Here is a 16,542-nt window from a genome sequence, read left to right on the forward strand (position 1 = left end):
ACGTCGCTTGGCCTAGCTGGCTCGTCCGCCTGCAACCACGCCGGCACGTCGCTTGCTGCGGCTGGCTCTTCCGCTCGCAACCACGCCGGCACCTTGTCCGGCTCTGCCAGCTCGTCGGACTGCAACCATGCCGGCACCTCACCCGGTGCGGCTGGCTCTTCGGTCTGCAACCATCCCGGCGCCTCGCTCGGCCCGGCGGGCTCTGCCGTCTCCCAAGCCGAAAGATCGCTGGCATCAGCCTCGCGTAGCCACGTCGGAATCTTGCTCGATGTTGTTGTCGGCGAGCTATCAACGAGGCCAGACGGTTCCGCCTCTTGCAACCACGCCGGCGCTGCGCCTGCGTCCTCCTCTGCCGCTTGCAACCACGCCGGCGCTGCGCCTGCGTCCTCCTCTGCCGCTTGCAACCACGCCGGCGCTGCGCCCGCTTCTGATTCAGCAGGCTCCCACCCAGCGAGATCACCGGCGTCAGCCTCGCGTAGCCACGTCGGGACATCGCCAGTAGAGCCGGCAGTTGGCGGCGTATCAAGCGGCGCCGGCTCTAGTGGAGCGGCGCTCAACTGCCGTTCCGCTTCCAGCAACCAATCAGGCGTCTCTTCCGGCGCTTCCGGTTGCAGCGCTGGCGCAGTTTCACCGGTCATCCAAGCCGGAACGCCAGTATCGGAACCGGTTACGTTGCGCAGAGCCGCATTGCTATCAGCCACTAAGGTTGGCGCATCCGGCGCAACTGGCGGGGTGGTTGTCGTCGGAGGCGACGAGAAATCTTCATCCAGCAGCCACGACGGCAGATCAAGGCGCACCGAACCGGGAGCAGCCGGCGGCTCATCACCGGCAACATTCTGCAACCACGCCGGCAAATCCGGCACTGGCGGGCCACCGGCTGGTGGACGATTCGGCGTTGCCCATTCCGGCACATCGGTCGCAAAGACCGTCTCGTCATTCGCGGCTGCGCCGATCCCCCAATCCGGCGGATTGGTTGGCGGCGCCATCTCGGCCAATTCATTCAGCCAATCATCGAGCGCTGGTTCAGATGGCTGCTCGGCTGCCGCAACCGGCTCGCTCGGCAACACTGACGGCTCCGATGGCGCTTCAGCAAAGGCCTGCGTAATCTCTTCCTCGCTCAGATCGCGCAACCATTCGGGCACACCAGCATTGGGGTCAAGCGAGGCCGGTTCTGGCGCCGGTTCTGGCGCCGGTTCGGCTGACTCTTCGTGGCCAATGCTCCGCAACCAATCAGTGGGGCCAACGGGCATACGCACCCGTGAACTTGTGGTTGGCGGCGGTTCGGCTGGTGATTCGGCAGCGGGAACTGCTTCGCCACTGAGGCTCTGCAGCCAACCGGTGGCGCCGAAGGGTGACGGTCGTTCAGACGGAGGTTCCGGCGCAGCCTCGGCCAGCCATGCCGCTGGCTCGGCGCTAGCAAGCGGGTCACTCACCTCGGACTGCAACTCAGCCAGCCAATCGGGCACATCAGCGGGAGCAGCTTCCGGTTCAGGCGCAGTTAGCCAATCAGGAATCGCCTCAGCAGACGGTGGTGAGGGCGGGGTTATCCGATCAATCCCGCGCAGCCACGCTGGCGTCTCATCGGAGTCGCCCGGCGGCGGCGGTAAGGGCACATTACGAAGCCATGGCGGTAGATGTTCCATAGTGGCATCATCAGCGCCGGTGCGCGACCGCCTCAGCGATCGGCATACGGCATATCAAAGCCAATGAGTAGACGCACACCGGCTACGAGCGCGCCAATCGCTGATCCAAGCAACAGGCCGCGCGCGCCAGCAGCAATCAGATAATCATTCAGCCACTGTACAGTTTGGCCGATCACTGGGATCAAGGTCAAGGGCGGCAATTGAATAATCAGCGCCAACAGCGCCACAACGACCACAACCACTGCTTCGGTGCGCCCGCTGCGCAACGCGCGCAGCATCGCGCTGAGCGCGAAAAAGGCAAGGAGCGCAAGCAAGCTCGCGGCGAGCGGTTCATAGACCAAACGAAACACCGTGCGGATCGGCGGTGCAGCTAAGGTTGCGGGCAACGCCAAGCCGGTGGCAGTGCGGGTCGGGTAGAAGATACCGGCCACAATCACGATGCCCATCCCCGCAATCAGCACAATGCTATAGCGAGCTTCTGGCGCGCGCATCCGCACGCGCCGTACATGCGCCTGCACCACACTCCACGCCCCAATCAGTACCGCGATGGCCGTAATCAACGCCGCCCACTGCACCAACACCGCCGCCAAGGCAGCGACTGCCGGGCCGGCGCCGACAAAATCAAGCAGCACGATCAACCCGCTGACACCGGCGATCACCACCGCGATTAATTGGCGCGGATTGCGCAACGGAGACGACATGCGATTACCACCCCGGCAAGAACGGCCATCCCAACAGCGACCGGATCACACCGTACCCAAAAGCTAACACCAGCAACCAGATTACTACTGTCCGCAGCGTATCGTGGGTCAACAAGCGTGCTTGGGGTGCAGGGGCCGCGGTCAGATACGCTTCCGCCGCAAAGATCTCTTCGCCAACCAACACGTGCGGCGTTGTCACCGCCATCACACCCAGCGCCGCTGGATGGGTGCTGCCCAATACTTGCGGGATCTGTTGTTGCGCGCCAATCTCCGCTGCCAACAACACTTCTTGATCAAAAGCGCCGGCAAGTACGCTAGCCTCTAACGGTTCACGATGATAGCGAGCCGCCACAGCCGCCGCATACGCCATCGCGTCGGCGTGCGCCCACAGCTCGATCTGGCGCGGGTCGAACGCCTGCGGCTGGCCCACAGCGCGGTACGACTGGCGAACGGCGCCCCGCAACGCGAGATGGGCCACGGCATCAGCCGAGCTAACGACAATTGTTGCCCCGCTCGCCGCTGCCTGCTCGCTCGCCTGCCGCACAACGTTCAAGCCGGCCAGTAACTCAGCCGTGCTCGCCCGTTGCCCATCGCCAGCCCCAATTGTGCTCGCGCCGGGAGCGAGATGCACTGCCCGGCCTGTTTCGGCACTGCGCGCCAGCGCCGCCTGTAAAGCATCCAACGCCGGCAGTGGCCGCCGTACCGGCAGCCGGCCAGCGAGCACACGCGCGTGATGCAGCCAGACAAGGGCGATGACCACGGCAAGCGCAATGATGAAGAAGATTGCCGGCAGGCCCATCAGATGCTTCCTTCTTTCCGACAACGCGCAATCGTTTACAGCTTGGCTGCCAATTTCTTATTGAGTGTAACCCACTAGATCGGCTTTGTCAATTGTTTGAGGCAAGAAAAAGCGTCACAAAGCGATAAAACGATACACAATCGTAGAAAGAACACTATGCTTGGGACGCTGGAAGGCCAGTGATGGCGTGCGGCTGAAATGCTACCGCATGCCGGCTGCCCATAGCGGTATGCCAGCAGGAGAGATCAGACAACGCACGCCACAAACAGCTACGACTGTTTATGTAAACGCTCCTGTAACAGATCGCGCAGCGCAGGCCAATGGGCCGGCATCGTCAACAGCTCGATCACGCCAGCCCAGCGCGTGCCGCGCGCCAATGGCGCCAGCGCCTGCGCGCCTTGACTGCACACCACATCGAGCGGGGCAACGATCTGCAACACCATTGCGACCGGCACACTCAAACCGGCCCGCTCGATCTGGTCAGCTAGGTGGTGAAGGGGGTGAGACGGTTCCATTTGGCGTTTGTTCAACCACCCGGCGCAACGCATGCAAAAACTCAAGCGCCAGTTTCTCGAAGCGTTTGCGCTGGGTGGCATCGATCAGGTGGGCAACTAAATCAGGCAATTCCAGTTGGTCAAGCCGCTCGATCCGGTAACGGCCATCCTCAAGCGGCACCAGCCGGCAGCGGTTGACGCCTTGAAACGGCGGAAAACTGATTCGGAAGCGCGTGGCCCGGCTCAACGGCGTATAATCGATCACTTCCATCTCGGCATGCACGAGCATGCCGTGCAGTTTGAAACGATACCCATGCCGCGGACGGTCATCCGGCGGCAACTCAATCCGCACCCGTTCCAGCGATGGCATCCAACGTGGCCAATTGCTGAAATCATCAAGCACAGCCAGCACCCGCTCCGGCGGCGCGGTTGTCACCGTCGTGGCGGCGATCTCATAGCGGATCATCGTCTCGTCACCTCTGCGCTGATGCCGGCAACGCGGGCGGCATCAGAGTTCATCACCAAACACGATTCCCAAACTCCGCGCGCACAGCACTAAATCGCTATGCGGGCGCACCCGATTCAGGTAGCCGCAGGCTTCGGCCAGCGGCACTGTCACAATATCTTGCCCGCGCAGCGCCACCATCTCGCCATAGATCCCGCGCGCGGCGGCTTGCACCGCCGCCGCACCGTAGCGCGTCGAAAGCAAGCGGTCGTACGGCGAGGGTGAGCCACCCCGCTGCAAATGGCCTAACACCACCACCCGCACATCTTTGCCGGTCAGATGCTCGAGCTGTTCGCCAACCCAGTGCCCGATCCCGCCCAACCGGCCTTCAGCGATATACATCTCTTGACCACCGCGCGGGCGCGCGCCTTCCGCCACCACGATAATGCTAAACGCGCTCCCTTGCACATCGCGCGCATGCACCTTTTCCGCCACCCGCTCAATCGAAAAGGGGATTTCCGGGATCAAGATTACATCGGCCCCGCCCGCCAAACCAGCGTGCAACGCGATCCAACCGGTATGCCGGCCCATCACCTCCAGCACCATCACCCGGTTATGGCTAGCCGCCGTGGTGTGCAGACGATCAATCGCATCGGTCGCCACTTGCAACGCGGTATCAAAACCGAAGGTGCGATCGGTGCCGGCGAGATCATTATCGATCGTCTTCGGCACCCCAATCACCGGCGCACCCAGTTTGTGCAGCTCCAGCGAAATACGTTGGGTGCCCTCGCCGCCAATCGTGATCAGCGCCCGCAAGCCCATCTCTTCAATCGCTTTGACGGCGCGGACATACGGATCCTCTTCCGACAGCTCATCGCTGCGGCGCGGGCCAAAATGGCCTTTATTCGTCGTGCGCAGGATCGTTCCGCCACGCGGCAATAATCCTTGCACATCGGCATTGGTCAACACACGGTAGCTCTTCGTCCCCAACAGCCCCTCGAACCCGTCATGAATGCCGAGCACTTCCCAACCGAGACTGGACGCCGACTTGACGACTGCACGGATGACGGCGTTGAGACCCGGCGCATCGCCTCCGCTGGTGAGCACGCCGATCCGCTGCTTCTTGCTCGCCATGGCTTACCCCCTCGGACTTATTTCGGTTATCACAGTTTGCCAGCCTGACACACAGATTATACCACCCGCAACTATAGCGTAGCGGTAAATTGTGACGGTTTTTTGTAGTTGTGAGGCAACCATGGGAGGGATATAGCATCGCTATGTCCGTAAGGATAGAGCATCGCTCTATCCCTACTCCACGCCAAGCTGGCGACAAACATCGCGCAAAAACGCCATCGCTGCGGGATGATCGAGGATGCGCGCATCGTACCACACACTGAGATGCGCGATCGCACCTATCACCATAGTTGTGGTATCAAGCGCCACCGGTTGCGAATGGGCCGCGCTCAGCGTCAACGCCGCCGATGTGCCCGGCAACGGCGGCACGACCTGCCACCAGCCGTTCGTTGCCGCAATCACACATGTCGCCCCGCTCAGATCGTCGTTCGCTTGCGCCAAGGCGCGGGCAATACCGCGTTCGGTCAGATCACCGGCATCAGCGATCAGGCGCCAGCGCCCATCAGGCAATCCAGCAGCCACGTGGTAGCGATGGCGCACAATGATGGCTGAATCGCTCCACGCGGCGTTGATCAGTGGATGCATCGGGAAGAGCGCCGCTGCCGCCGCAATCAACGCGCCGAGCGGGGTGGCTTGCAGGCCGCGCGCGGCGAATTCGGCGGCCTGCGCCGCGCACCGGCGCGAGAGCGGCTGCACATCTACAGCAATGGTGGCGCTCGCCAGCGGGATGAGTTCGGTGATGGCCAACGGCGGTTGAATAACAGTCGCGACGGCTGCCATCTGATCGGCCAGCATCGGCGCCGGTTCAACGATAGTCCCCACCGGTTCAGGCGGCATCACCTCAGCCGAGGCCATGATCATCACCGGTTGGAGTTCAGTGGAACCCTCGCTCGTTCTCACCGCCGCCAACACATCCGCGCGCCCGATCCGGCCCGCCGGCCCGCTGCCGGTCAGAGTGGCGAGGTCGATCCCTAGCACCGCTGCCATGCGCCGCGCCAACGGCGTCACCCGGAGGCGGCGCGGCGGCGCGTAGCGGGCAAGGACTGCGCCGGCAGCCACCTGCGCCCCCGGAGCAACGAGTTGTTCGACAAGTACGCCGTCACATTGCGCCGGCAGCACCCACTCGGCGTCAGCCGTAAGCACCCGCGCCACCGGGGTGGCGGGTGTGAGCGGGTCGCCTACGGCGACGAGCCATTCCAACAAGGTCGCCTCACCCAGTGCCGGCGGCAACGTGATGGTCTGTTGGTGCATGAGCAAGCTCCATTGCTGCTGAAGACGCGGTAAAGGCGACGCGGCGCGTCACCCTGTTTCCCCTCTGACGACTCAGCTCACCCCGCTTGCAATGCCTCGGCCCAGAAGGCATCGACGTTTTGGCGTAACAGTTGATGTTCGGGGTGCGCCAGCTCCGGGTCATCATTCAAAATCGCTTCGGCCAGCCGGCGCGCTTCGGCCAGCAGCCGGGTATCGCCCTGTTGGGCCATCTTCAGGTCGGGTGTCCCGCTCTGGCGGGTGCCGAAAAACTCGCCCGGCCCGCGCAGTTGCAGGTCGATTTCGGCCAGCTTAAAGCCGTCGTTGGTTTGTTCCAGCGCCGCCAACCGCTCTTTCGATTGCTGGTTGTCGCTATCGCTGATCAGAATGCAGTAGCTTTGGTGGCTGCCCCGCCCCACCCGGCCCCGGAATTGGTGCAATTGGGCCAAGCCAAACCGCTCGGCGCCTTCAATTACGATCGTGGTCGCGTTGGGCACATCGATGCCAACCTCAATCACCGCCGTCGCCACCAGTATATCGTACTGGTGATCGCGAAACGCGCGCATGACCTCATCTTTTTCACGGGCCGGCATCTTGCCGTGCAACAAGGCCACGCGCAAATCGGGAAAGACCTCGTGTTGCAAGCGCTCGTACATCTCTTCGGCAGACGGCAGATCGAGCTTCTCACTCTCTTCGACCAGCGGACATATCACGTACACCTGCCGGCCTTCGGCCACCTGCTTGCGGATGTGGCGATAGGCTTTTTCGCGTTCAGACCGGCTGATCCGGCGGGTGCGGATCTCTTGCCGGCCCGGTGGCCGCTCGTCAAGCACCGAGACATCGAGGTCGCCGTAGATGGTCAGGGTTAGGGTGCGCGGGATGGGGGTCGCGGTCATCACCAGCATGTGCGGGTTGCAGCCTTTGTTCTTCAGCCGTAACCGTTGCTCGACACCGAAGCGGTGCTGCTCATCAACCACCACCAAGCCTAAATTGGCGAACTGCACCGTTTCGGTGATCAGCGCGTGGGTGCCAATCACCAGATCGATCTCGCCGCGCGCAATCCCTTCCAACACCCGTCGCCGGTCGCGCGCGCCCAAACTGCCGGTGAGCAACGCGACCCGCACCCCCTGCCCCTCCATATCCTCTTCGGGAGTCATGCCCAAAATCGCCACGATCTCGGCCAGCTTGGCCGCATCATCGGGATCGAGCAAGGCCCGCCAGTCAGCTTGTTGGTACGTCTCGGCAGGCGTGGTTGCCGTCGCCTTGCGCGGCACCCGTACCCGGCTAAGCAACTGTTTGAGATTTTTGGCGTGCTGTTCAGCCAAAATCTCGGTGGGAGCCATCAGCGCCCCCTGAAAGCCGTTGGCGACGGCTTGTAGCAACGCTGCCGCCGCCACCACCGTCTTGCCGCTGCCGACATCACCCTGCAACAAGCGCGCCATCGGCGACGGACGCTGCAGATCGGCAAAGATCTCACCGATCGCCCGCTGTTGGGCAGCGGTGAATTGAAACGGCAACCGGCGCTGCAACTCGGCATGCACTTGCATGTCGATGGTGAACGGCAAGCCCAGCTCTTGCTGCCAGAGCCGTTTGCGCTGCAAGACGCCGAGCTGGATGAAGAGAAACTCGTCGAAGCCGAGCCGGCGACGAGCGGCGGCCAGCGTCTCGTGCGAATCGGGGAAGTGAATCTGGGCCAGCGCCTCACCAAGCGGCAACAGCCGCGCCTGTTCGCGGCGGTGCGGCGGCAGGTGATCGGGCAACCGCGGCGCCATCGCATCGATCACGTGCTTGATAAAGCGGCGGGCCTGATTCTCGTGCAAACCCTGCGTGAGCGGGTGGATCGGCACTAGCCGGCCCGTGTGCAAGAGCGCATCAGGATCAGGCGTATAGCGTTCCCAGCGTGGACTGCTGAACTGGCGCTTGCCGCCGAACGCCGTCACCTTCCCGCTTAACGCAATCGTCTGGCCGACCTTGATCTGCTGCGCGATCCAGCGTTGATTGAAGAAGATCGCTTCGATCGAACCCGTCTCATCGCTCACTTCCACCCGCACTCGCAGCTTGGGGCCGGCGCCGATCGTGCGCACGTCGGTCACTTCACCGATCACCGTCTCTTCGGCGCCAAGCTGCAATTCGCTGATCGAACGGCGGCGGCTGACATCATCATAGCGGCGGGGGAAGTGGTAGAGCAGATCGCGGATGGTCACGACGCCAAGCCGGCGAAAACCGCCCACGAGCCGCGCTTCAACCCCGGTAATCTGTTCAAGCTTGGCATCAAGATCCAGCTCAGCCAGCGGATGCTTCGGCATCTGCGCCGACCGATTGCGCACTTGCCGCGTGGCCGTGCGGCGGGGAGCGGGTGGCGCCGGTTCTGGCGCCGGCGCGGGTTCCGGCGGATGAGGGGCAGGCCGGAAGAGCGACCGCAGCTCTTCGATCGCCGCTGCCAACGCTTGATCGCGTTCGGCAAGCGTCATACCGTCGTACCCCACCAACCACCCGATCGCACGTTGCACCGCCGGCAAGTGTGCGGCGCTGCCGGCAGCAACCGACCAGCGCCGGAGAAACGCCAGCAAACCGTCATCGGTCACCCGATCGGCGCACCCATCACGGCGCTCGGCGGCCAATACTTTGCCAAGCGCCGTCACCTGCTGTCGCTCAACCTCGGTCATGCCTCATCGAAGCCTTCAAACACCGTCACCGCCATCGCGCCGGGGCCAAGCCGGGCCGCAATCGCCGGCCCCATCCGTGACACCTGCACCCGATCGCGCGGGAAAATCGGATCGAGCTTCTCAAGCAACTTCTCAACATCTTCCGGCGTGGTGGCGTAATGAATGATCACATCTTCGACATGCGGAAAATCTTCGACAAACGTAAAGAGACCCTCAATCGCCTTGGCGCGGGTGCGCGTGCGCTCGTAGGGCACAATCTCGCCCTCATCGAGGATCATGAGCGGCTTGATCCGCTGCATCGATCCGATCAGCGAACCGCTAAACGTCAAGAGCCCGCTCTGCTCAAGATATTCCATCGTATCGACGAAAAAGGCGGTATGGGTATGGCGAATGGTCTGCCCGATCAAGTCGCTCACCTCAGCCGGCGACATGCCATCGCGGATGGCGCGAGCGGCGGCGATGGCGACCGACCCCTGCCCCATCCCGGCTAGCTTGCTATCAATCACCTCAATACGCGTATTCGAGGCCGGCAACCGCGCGCAGGCAGTTTGCGCCTCGCTCAGAATGGATCCGAGCCGGTGGCTGAGGTGGATCGAGTACACATAGTCATAGCGCCCCAACAGGCTACGGTAAAGCTGCTCGAAGACCGTCGCCGACGGTTTGACGATCTCAACCCGGTCGTGGCCATTGAAGAGCAGATCGTAGACCTGATCTTCGCTAATATCAATCCCAATCCGATACAGCCGATCGTCAATCTGCGCCAAAAGCGGCACAACTTCGATCTCAAGGTCGCGCGCCACCTCAAACGGAATGTCGCTCGCGCCGTCAGTAATGACTTTCATCAGTGCCATGGTCTGCCCTATGGTACGGAGCGGTTTGCCAAAGCGGATACAATATGGTATAGTCTCGCAAAGTGTGACTATTAAAGAGATGTACGTTTCGGAGCGTAGTCCTATGGCAAAATGTGAACTCTGCGGCAAACAACCTTCATTTGGTCACAATGTCAGCTTCTCAAAGCGCCGGACCAACCGGATCTGGCGGCCCAATATCCAGAAGACGACGTTGATGGCACCCGGCGGCCAGCCGGTGCAGGTGCGAATCTGCACCCGCTGTATGCGCACACTGGCCAAGACGCGCTAAGGTGCGGTTCGGCATCCATTAGGAGAGGCCAGTGTCCGGCAGGGACGCTGGCCTCTGCGCTTTTGCTCATTATAGCCGATACGCTAGTGCCGCGCAAACCATCACGGCAGCGGGCACGTCCAAAACTGGGCCAACAGTTGTTCGCCTTTTATGCCGTCACGGTAGGCTTGGGCTGCCGCGCGCAAATCAATTGCGCAATCCGCCTTCGCATCCGGCGACTGGAACGTAACCTGCACCGATGTATTGTGGACAAGGTGAGGCACGCTATCGATAGTGTCCATGACAAGGCCGAGCTGATCGCCTAAAGCCGCGCGATCAGCCAGATTAGCAACCTCCAACGTCACGCCAACCCACTCTGATTGCACCCCAAACCCCTTCACCGTACCGCGGCTGGTCACGCATACTTCGCCAAAACCGCTGGCCGAAACCTCACGCACTCCAATACCAGCCGCTGCCAATGCTTCCTGCACCGCCTGCGCATCGTCAGGCAACGACCGGGTCGCCCACTGAAACCAGCACGGCGCATTGGGGTCTTCAGGCATGAAGGGCAGATCAGAGAGATCACACGCGCCGAGCAGCATCACCAGCACCGCCAAGAGTACCATTGCGCGTTTCATAACCAGCTCCGTTGCTGAATGAACCCTGCTTTCAGCGTAGCCAGAGCGGTTACAGGTATCCGCTGAGTGTCTGTTGCCGCTAACGCGGGAGATTGCTTCGAGGGCTACGCCCCCTCGCAATGACAGGGTGGTTTGTCATTGCGAGCCGAGCGCAGCGAGGCGAAGCAATCTCCCCCGAGCACGGACTGAACCCCCTCAGGCTCCGTTTCCGCTGACGCGGGAGATTGCTTCGGGGGCTGCTCCCCCTCGCAATGACAGGGTGGTTTGTCCTTGCGAGCCGAGCGCAGCGAGGCGAAGCAATCTCCCTCGAGCACGGACTGAACCCCCTCAGGCTCCGTTTCCGCTGACGCGGGAGATTGCTTCGGTCGGGCCGCATCCAGCTCCGCTGGACGCCGTCCCTCCCTCGCAATGACAGATGGGCACGCCCCGCCCCCCACTGTCATTGCGAGCCGAGCGCAGCGAGGCGAAGCAATCTCCCCCGAGCACGGATTGAACCCGCTCAGGCTCCGTTTCCGCTGACGCGGGAGATTGCTTCGGGGGCTGCGCCCCCTCGCAATGACAGAGCCGGCAGGTCATAACCTGCCGGCGATGAGACTTCCCATTCGCTTATTCGTTCCCCATTCGTTGTCAATTAACCGAACCGGCCCGAGATATATTGCTCGGTACGTTCGTCCTTCGGGTTTTGGAAGATCTGCGAGGTTGGGCCATACTCGATGAGCTGGCCGGCGCGGTCGCTATCCATCAGGAAGAAGGCGGTATAGTCAGACGCGCGCGACGCCTGCTGCATATTGTGGGTCACGATAATAATCGTGTAATTCTGGCGCAGCTCGAACATCAACTCCTCAATCTTGAGGGTCGAGATCGGGTCAAGCGCCGAGCACGGCTCATCCATCAAAATCACTTCCGGCTCGACGGCGAGGGCGCGGGCAATGCAGAGGCGCTGCTGCTGGCCGCCCGACAGCGACAAGCCGTTCTGATTGAGCTTATCCTTCACCTCATCCCACAGCGCCGCGCCGCGCAACGAACGCTCAACCAGTTCGTCCATCTGGGACTTCGACAGCTTCCAGCCATTGATACGCGGGCCGTAGGCCACATTCTCGTAGATGCTCTTGGGGAAGGGGTTAGGCTTCTGGAACACCATCCCAATCCGGCGGCGGACATTGACCGGATCGACTCCCGGCGCATAGATATTCTCGCCGTGGAAGAGGATCTCGCCCTCAACCCGGGCCGAAGCCACCAGATCGTTCATCCGGTTGAACGAACGCAGTACGGTGCTCTTGCCGCAGCCAGAAGGGCCAATCAGCGCCGTGATCCGGTTCTTCTCGATCGCCAGATTGACGTTTTTTACCGCGCGAAACGAGCCATAATAGACGCTCATATTGCGCGCTTCAATTGCGTTCGGATTACTCCGATCCATCTCGTGAATGATTGTCATTGCGTACCTTCACCTACGCTTAGTAACGCTTCTGGTAACGATTGCGCAGATAGATTGCCAGTGCGTTGATCGTCAACAAAATTGCCAGCAAGACGAGAATACCGGCTGCCGCGAGGGCGCGGAAATCATCGTTCGGACGCGACGTCCAGTTAAAGATCTGGATCGGCAGCACGGTAAAGACATCGAAGAGATTACGCGGCAGGAAGGGCACAAAGGTTAAGGCGCCGATCGTAATCAGCGGTGCAGTTTCGCCAATCGCGCGCGAGACTGCCAGAATGCTGCCGGTAAGAATACCGCCGATCGACTGCGGCAGCACGACATGCCACACCGTCTGCCAGCGGGTAGCGCCAAGCGCATAACTAGCTTGGCGCAAACTCGAGGGCACCGCACGGATAGACTCACGGGAAGCGACGATAATAATTGGTACGACGAGCAGTGCAAGGGTCAAGGCCCCAGCTAAAATGCTGCGGCCAAACGCAAACCAGCGCACGAAGACCTGCAAACCCAGCAACCCGTAGATAATTGACGGAACCGCAGCAAGGTTGCTGATATTGATTTCGACCAACCGGGTAAACCAGTTGTCTTTGGCATACTCTTCAAGATAAATCGCCGCCGCTACACCGAGCGGAAAGGCGAAGAAGATGGTCAACGTAATAGTATACAGCGTGCCGTAGATCGCTGCTTTCGCGCCGGCCCGCGCTGGGAAACGCGAGTCAAAGTTATTAAAAAACTCCCACGTCAGCCAATTCGTGCCGCCGCTGAAAATCCCCGTCGCCTTATTCACGACATCGAGAATCAACACCAGCAGCATGCCCAAGCCGAAGATGATGCTAAACCATCCCAATACGGTTAGAATTTTACCTTTGAAATGGCGCCACTTCAGATTGCCGCTGCCGCGATCAACGCTCGTCTCCACCGTCTGAGCCTTCACACCAAGTTGTTCTTGTGCAGACATTAATCGTAGACCTCCCGGAACTTACGCACCATCCAGTAGCTGAAGATATTCAGCACGAAGGTGAACAGGAAGAGCGTAAAGCCAACCGCGTAGAGCGTATGGTAGCTCAGTGACCCGTATGGCGTATCGCCTAAGCTCACCTGCACGATGTACGAGGTCATCGTCATCACCGGCACCGTGGGATCGAACGTCAGCCGCGGGTTTTGACCGGCAGCAATCGCGACAATCATCGTCTCACCGACGGCGCGCGAGAAGGCGAGCACAATCGAGGCAATCACGCCAGAAATCGCCGCCGGCAAGATCACATGCACTGCCACCTCGAAGCGGGTGGAACCTAAGCCATACGCCGCTTCACGCAATGAATTGGGCACCGCCGAGAGGGCATCTTCACTGAGCGAGGCGACAATCGGGATCAACATCACCCCCATAATAAGCCCGGCGCTCAATGAGTTAAAGATACTGAGCGTAGGGATGAAATTACGCAGCAGGGGGGTCAAAAAGGTGAGAGCAAAATAGCCATATACCACCGTGGGGATGCCAGCCAAAATTTCCAATAACGGTTTGACTGTGCGCCGCACTCGATCATTAGCGAATTCACTAAGGAAGATGGCAGCAATCAGACCAAGCGGCACTGCCACCACCATCGCAATCGCCGACGTCAGCACCGTCGCCGAGACGAGCGGCCAGATTCCAAACCGTTGGTTGGCAAAGAGCGGCGTCCATTCAGTATCGGTTAAAAACTCAATAATGGAAACTTCGCTAAAGAACGCAATCGTTTCAAAAATCAATGAGAATACGATGCCAGCGGTGGTGAAAATCGAAACGGCTGCCGCCAACAACAGCGCAATTTGGATAATTCTTTCGCCAATAGCGCGGACCGGATTGATCGGCTTGCGGAGATCGGTAACAGCCACAAACGTCTCCTTCGCAATAGATGACCCCTCGCCTCTAGCCTACCATAGAGACGCGGTATGAGCAAGAGCGGCAACTCTTGCTCATACCGTGCCGGTCATCAACCTTACTTGCCCAGATAGCGGTCGAGGGTCAGACCAACCTCTTCACCCTCTTTCACCAGCGTGCCGAGGACACGGTCGTTGAAGCGCTTGGCGATCGCCTTGTACAGATCCTTCGACAGAGCCACGTAGCCGATCTCCGGGGTCTGGATCTCAGCCGTGAACGTATCGCTATACACGTAGCTGATGAACTCCTTGACTTCCGGCCGCTCAGCCGCTTCCTTGCGGACGTAGATAAACAGCGGGCGCGACAGCGGGGTGTAGGTGCCGTTGGCAATCGTCTCGAAGCTCGGCTCGACACAGCCCTTGCCGCCATCGATCGCTACCGGCTTCACCTTGCCCTTGTTCTCGATCACGTAGGCGTAGCCAAAGTAGCCAAGCGCGTTCACATCACCCGACACACCGGTCAGAATGACGTTGTCGTCTTCCGAGGCTTGGAAGTCGCCGCGGCTCGCCTTGGCCTTACCGACAATCGCCTCAGTGAAGTAGTCGAAGGTGCCCGAGTCGGTGCCCGGCCCCAGCAGCGTCAGCGGCCGGTTCGGGAAGCCATCACGGATCTGATTCCAGTTGGTGATCTTGCCCTGCGCGTCCGGCTCCCACATCTTCTTCAGCTCGGCCACCGTCAGACAGGTCACCCAGTCGTTCTGCGGGTTGACCACCACCGACAGACCATCGTAGGCCAGCGGCAGCTCGATGAACTCGATCCCGTTCTTCTGGCACGCCTCGATTTCCGAGGGGCGGATCGGGCGCGAAGCGTTCGAGATGTCGGTCTCGCCAGCGCAGAACTTCTTGAAGCCGCCGCCGGTGCCCGATACACCCACGCTCACCCGCACCTTCGACGCCAGCGCCGAGAACTCTTCGGCGGCAGCAGCAATCACGGGGAACACGGTCGAAGAACCGTCGATCACAATGTCACCGCTCAGCGCAGCATAATCGAAGGTCGGGCCAAGCGGCGGCAACTGGCCGGTGATGTAGCGCTCGAGGGTCAGGCCAACCTCTTCACCCTCACGCACCAGCGTGCCAAGGGCGCGGTCGTTGAAGCGCTTGAGCGCGGCCTGATACAGCTCCTTCGACAGCGCCACATAGCCGATCTCCGGGGTCTGGATCTCAGCCGTGAACGTATCGCTATACACGTAGCTGATGAACTCCTTGACTTCCGGCCGCTCAGCCGCTTCCTTGCGGACGTAGATAAACAGCGGGCGCGACAGCGGGGTGTAGGTGCCGTTGGCAATCGTCTCGAAGCTCGGCTCGACACAGCCCTTGCCGCCATCGATCGCTACCGGCTTCACCTTGCCCTTGTTCTCGATCACGTAGGCGTAGCCAAAGTAGCCAAGCGCGTTCACATCACCCGACACACCGGTCAGAATGACGTTGTCGTCTTCCGAGGCTTGGAAGTCGCCGCGGCTCGCCTTGGCCTTACCGACAATCGCCTCAGTGAAGTAGTCGAAGGTGCCCGAGTCGGTGCCCGGCCCCAGCAGCGTCAGCGGCCGGTTCGGGAAGCCATCACGGATCTGATTCCAGTTGGTGATCTTGCCCTGCGCGTCCGGCTCCCACATCTTCTTCAGCTCGGCCACCGTCAGACAGGTCACCCAGTCGTTCTGCGGGTTGACCACCACCGACAGACCATCGTAGGCCAGCGGCAGCTCGATGAACTCGATCCCGTTCTTCTGGCACGCCTCGATTTCCGAGGGGCGGATCGGGCGCGAAGCGTTCGAGATGTCGGTCTCGCCAGCGCAGAACTTCTTGAAGCCGCCGCCGGTGCCCGATACACCCACGCTCACCCGCACCTCCGGCGCCAACGCCGAGAACTCTTCGGCGGCAGCAGCAATGATCGGGAAGACCGTCGACGAACCATCAATCACAATGTCGCCCTTCAACGAAGCGAGCGACGATTGGGGAGTAGCCGTCGGCTGCGGCGCTGCCGTCGGAGCGGGAGCCGCCGTCGGGGCCGGAGCCGCCGTCGCTTGGGCAGCCGGCGCCGTAGTCGCCGTCGGCTGCGCCTGCTGCTGGCCGCCACACGCTGCGATCATCGGGATCAACAGCGCCATCAGCATGAGACCGTAGATCCACCGTTTCGCATTACCTACCATACGTTTCGTTTCTCCTTACACCTCTACTATCTGCAAACTGCAAGCGCACCCTACCTTGGCAGAATGTCTGCCCGGCTTATGACACATCATGGTGCGACACTCTGGCAGGATGCAGAGAGCGACGCTTGCACGCATACGATACAGGGTGTGGGTTAAGAACGT

15 protein-coding genes are annotated in these 16,542 nt (G+C 61.1%); 1 reads left to right on the top strand and 14 read right to left on the bottom strand.

What is annotated here, in order from left to right:
- From A6A03_RS13875 to A6A03_RS13915, 9 genes are all read right to left on the bottom strand, one after another.
- Positions 1-1,643, bottom strand: a 1,643-nt coding sequence (locus tag A6A03_RS13875) for a serine/threonine-protein kinase (RefSeq protein WP_483772863.1), incomplete at its 3' end; no start/stop codon positions are given.
- Between the two features lie 32 nt (positions 1,644-1,675).
- Complete coding sequence (locus A6A03_RS13880; RefSeq protein WP_066789528.1) at positions 1,676-2,344, bottom strand: hypothetical protein; 669 nt, start codon at positions 2,342-2,344, stop codon at positions 1,676-1,678.
- Between the two features lie 4 nt (positions 2,345-2,348).
- The gene (locus tag A6A03_RS13885; RefSeq protein WP_066789529.1) at positions 2,349-3,143 is read right to left on the bottom strand and encodes a DUF6754 domain-containing protein; all 795 of its coding nucleotides are present in this window, start codon (positions 3,141-3,143) and stop codon (positions 2,349-2,351) included.
- A gap of 269 nt (positions 3,144-3,412) precedes the next feature.
- Entirely contained in the window at positions 3,413-3,658 is a 246-nt protein-coding gene (locus A6A03_RS13890) for a hypothetical protein (RefSeq protein WP_156525347.1), read from the bottom strand.
- Entirely contained in the window at positions 3,624-4,103 is a 480-nt protein-coding gene (locus A6A03_RS13895) for an SRPBCC family protein (protein ID WP_066789531.1), read from the bottom strand. The genes A6A03_RS13890 and A6A03_RS13895 overlap by 35 nt, the downstream gene beginning before the upstream one ends.
- 42 nt (positions 4,104-4,145) lie before the next feature.
- Complete coding sequence (locus tag A6A03_RS13900) at positions 4,146-5,216, bottom strand: 6-phosphofructokinase (protein ID WP_066789533.1); 1,071 nt, start codon at positions 5,214-5,216, stop codon at positions 4,146-4,148.
- A gap of 174 nt (positions 5,217-5,390) precedes the next feature.
- A complete protein-coding gene (locus A6A03_RS13905; protein WP_066789535.1) occupies positions 5,391-6,467 on the bottom strand; it encodes an E3 binding domain-containing protein in 1,077 nt (358 codons plus the stop codon).
- Positions 6,468-6,544: 77 nt separating this feature from the next.
- Positions 6,545-9,130 carry an ATP-dependent DNA helicase RecG gene (gene recG / locus A6A03_RS13910; RefSeq protein WP_066789537.1) on the bottom strand — a complete coding sequence of 862 codons (2,586 nt, stop codon included), beginning with the start codon at positions 9,128-9,130 and terminating at the stop codon, positions 6,545-6,547.
- Positions 9,127-9,972 (bottom strand): DegV family protein, encoded by an 846-nt coding sequence (locus A6A03_RS13915; protein ID WP_245668991.1) that lies wholly within the window; start codon positions 9,970-9,972, stop codon positions 9,127-9,129. Before A6A03_RS13915 ends, recG begins: the two co-directional genes overlap by 4 nt.
- A 112-nt stretch (positions 9,973-10,084) precedes the next feature.
- Between A6A03_RS13915 and rpmB the strand changes: the two genes are divergently transcribed.
- Positions 10,085-10,270, top strand: coding sequence for a 50S ribosomal protein L28 (gene rpmB / locus A6A03_RS13920; RefSeq protein WP_066789540.1), 186 nt, complete (start codon positions 10,085-10,087; stop codon positions 10,268-10,270).
- A gap of 101 nt (positions 10,271-10,371) precedes the next feature.
- Here the strand turns inward: rpmB and A6A03_RS13925 are convergent, their stop codons facing one another.
- The 5 genes from A6A03_RS13925 to A6A03_RS13945 form a co-directional block, all read right to left on the bottom strand.
- Positions 10,372-10,887, bottom strand: a complete 516-nt coding sequence (locus A6A03_RS13925) for a hypothetical protein (protein WP_066789542.1) — start codon at positions 10,885-10,887, stop codon at positions 10,372-10,374.
- A gap of 631 nt (positions 10,888-11,518) precedes the next feature.
- Positions 11,519-12,322, bottom strand: a complete 804-nt coding sequence (pstB, locus tag A6A03_RS13930) for a phosphate ABC transporter ATP-binding protein PstB (protein WP_066789544.1) — start codon at positions 12,320-12,322, stop codon at positions 11,519-11,521.
- A gap of 19 nt (positions 12,323-12,341) precedes the next feature.
- A complete protein-coding gene (gene pstA / locus A6A03_RS13935) occupies positions 12,342-13,277 on the bottom strand; it encodes a phosphate ABC transporter permease PstA (protein WP_066789546.1) in 936 nt (311 codons plus the stop codon).
- Entirely contained in the window at positions 13,277-14,191 is a 915-nt protein-coding gene (gene pstC, locus A6A03_RS13940) for a phosphate ABC transporter permease subunit PstC (RefSeq protein WP_066789548.1), read from the bottom strand. The genes pstA and pstC overlap by 1 nt, the downstream gene beginning before the upstream one ends.
- A gap of 104 nt (positions 14,192-14,295) precedes the next feature.
- Entirely contained in the window at positions 14,296-16,380 is a 2,085-nt protein-coding gene (locus A6A03_RS13945; protein WP_066789550.1) for a PstS family phosphate ABC transporter substrate-binding protein, read from the bottom strand.
- Between the last annotated feature and the right edge of the window lie 162 nt (positions 16,381-16,542).

The organism is Chloroflexus islandicus (assembly GCF_001650695.1).
GTDB lineage: Bacteria > Chloroflexota > Chloroflexia > Chloroflexales > Chloroflexaceae > Chloroflexus > Chloroflexus islandicus.

Bases quoted from the DNA above. Each gene is read 5' to 3' on its own strand.
- A6A03_RS13880 (WP_066789528.1), bottom strand. From the start codon at position 2,344: ATGTCGTCTCCGTTGCGCAATCCGCGCCAATTAATCGCGGTGGTGATC.
- A6A03_RS13885 (WP_066789529.1), bottom strand. From the start codon at position 3,143: ATGGGCCTGCCGGCAATCTTCTTCATCATTGCGCTTGCCGTGGTCATC.
- A6A03_RS13890 (WP_156525347.1), bottom strand. From the start codon at position 3,658: ATGGAACCGTCTCACCCCCTTCACCACCTAGCTGACCAGATCGAGCGG.
- A6A03_RS13895 (WP_066789531.1), bottom strand. From the start codon at position 4,103: ATGATCCGCTATGAGATCGCCGCCACGACGGTGACAACCGCGCCGCCG.
- A6A03_RS13900 (WP_066789533.1), bottom strand. From the start codon at position 5,216: ATGGCGAGCAAGAAGCAGCGGATCGGCGTGCTCACCAGCGGAGGCGAT.
- A6A03_RS13905 (WP_066789535.1), bottom strand. From the start codon at position 6,467: ATGCACCAACAGACCATCACGTTGCCGCCGGCACTGGGTGAGGCGACC.
- recG (WP_066789537.1), bottom strand. From the start codon at position 9,130: ATGACCGAGGTTGAGCGACAGCAGGTGACGGCGCTTGGCAAAGTATTG.
- A6A03_RS13915 (WP_245668991.1), bottom strand. From the start codon at position 9,972: ATGAAAGTCATTACTGACGGCGCGAGCGACATTCCGTTTGAGGTGGCG.
- rpmB (WP_066789540.1), top strand. From the start codon at position 10,085: ATGGCAAAATGTGAACTCTGCGGCAAACAACCTTCATTTGGTCACAAT.
- A6A03_RS13925 (WP_066789542.1), bottom strand. From the start codon at position 10,887: ATGAAACGCGCAATGGTACTCTTGGCGGTGCTGGTGATGCTGCTCGGC.
- pstB (WP_066789544.1), bottom strand. From the start codon at position 12,322: ATGACAATCATTCACGAGATGGATCGGAGTAATCCGAACGCAATTGAA.
- pstA (WP_066789546.1), bottom strand. From the start codon at position 13,277: ATGTCTGCACAAGAACAACTTGGTGTGAAGGCTCAGACGGTGGAGACG.
- A6A03_RS13945 (WP_066789550.1), bottom strand. From the start codon at position 16,380: ATGGTAGGTAATGCGAAACGGTGGATCTACGGTCTCATGCTGATGGCG.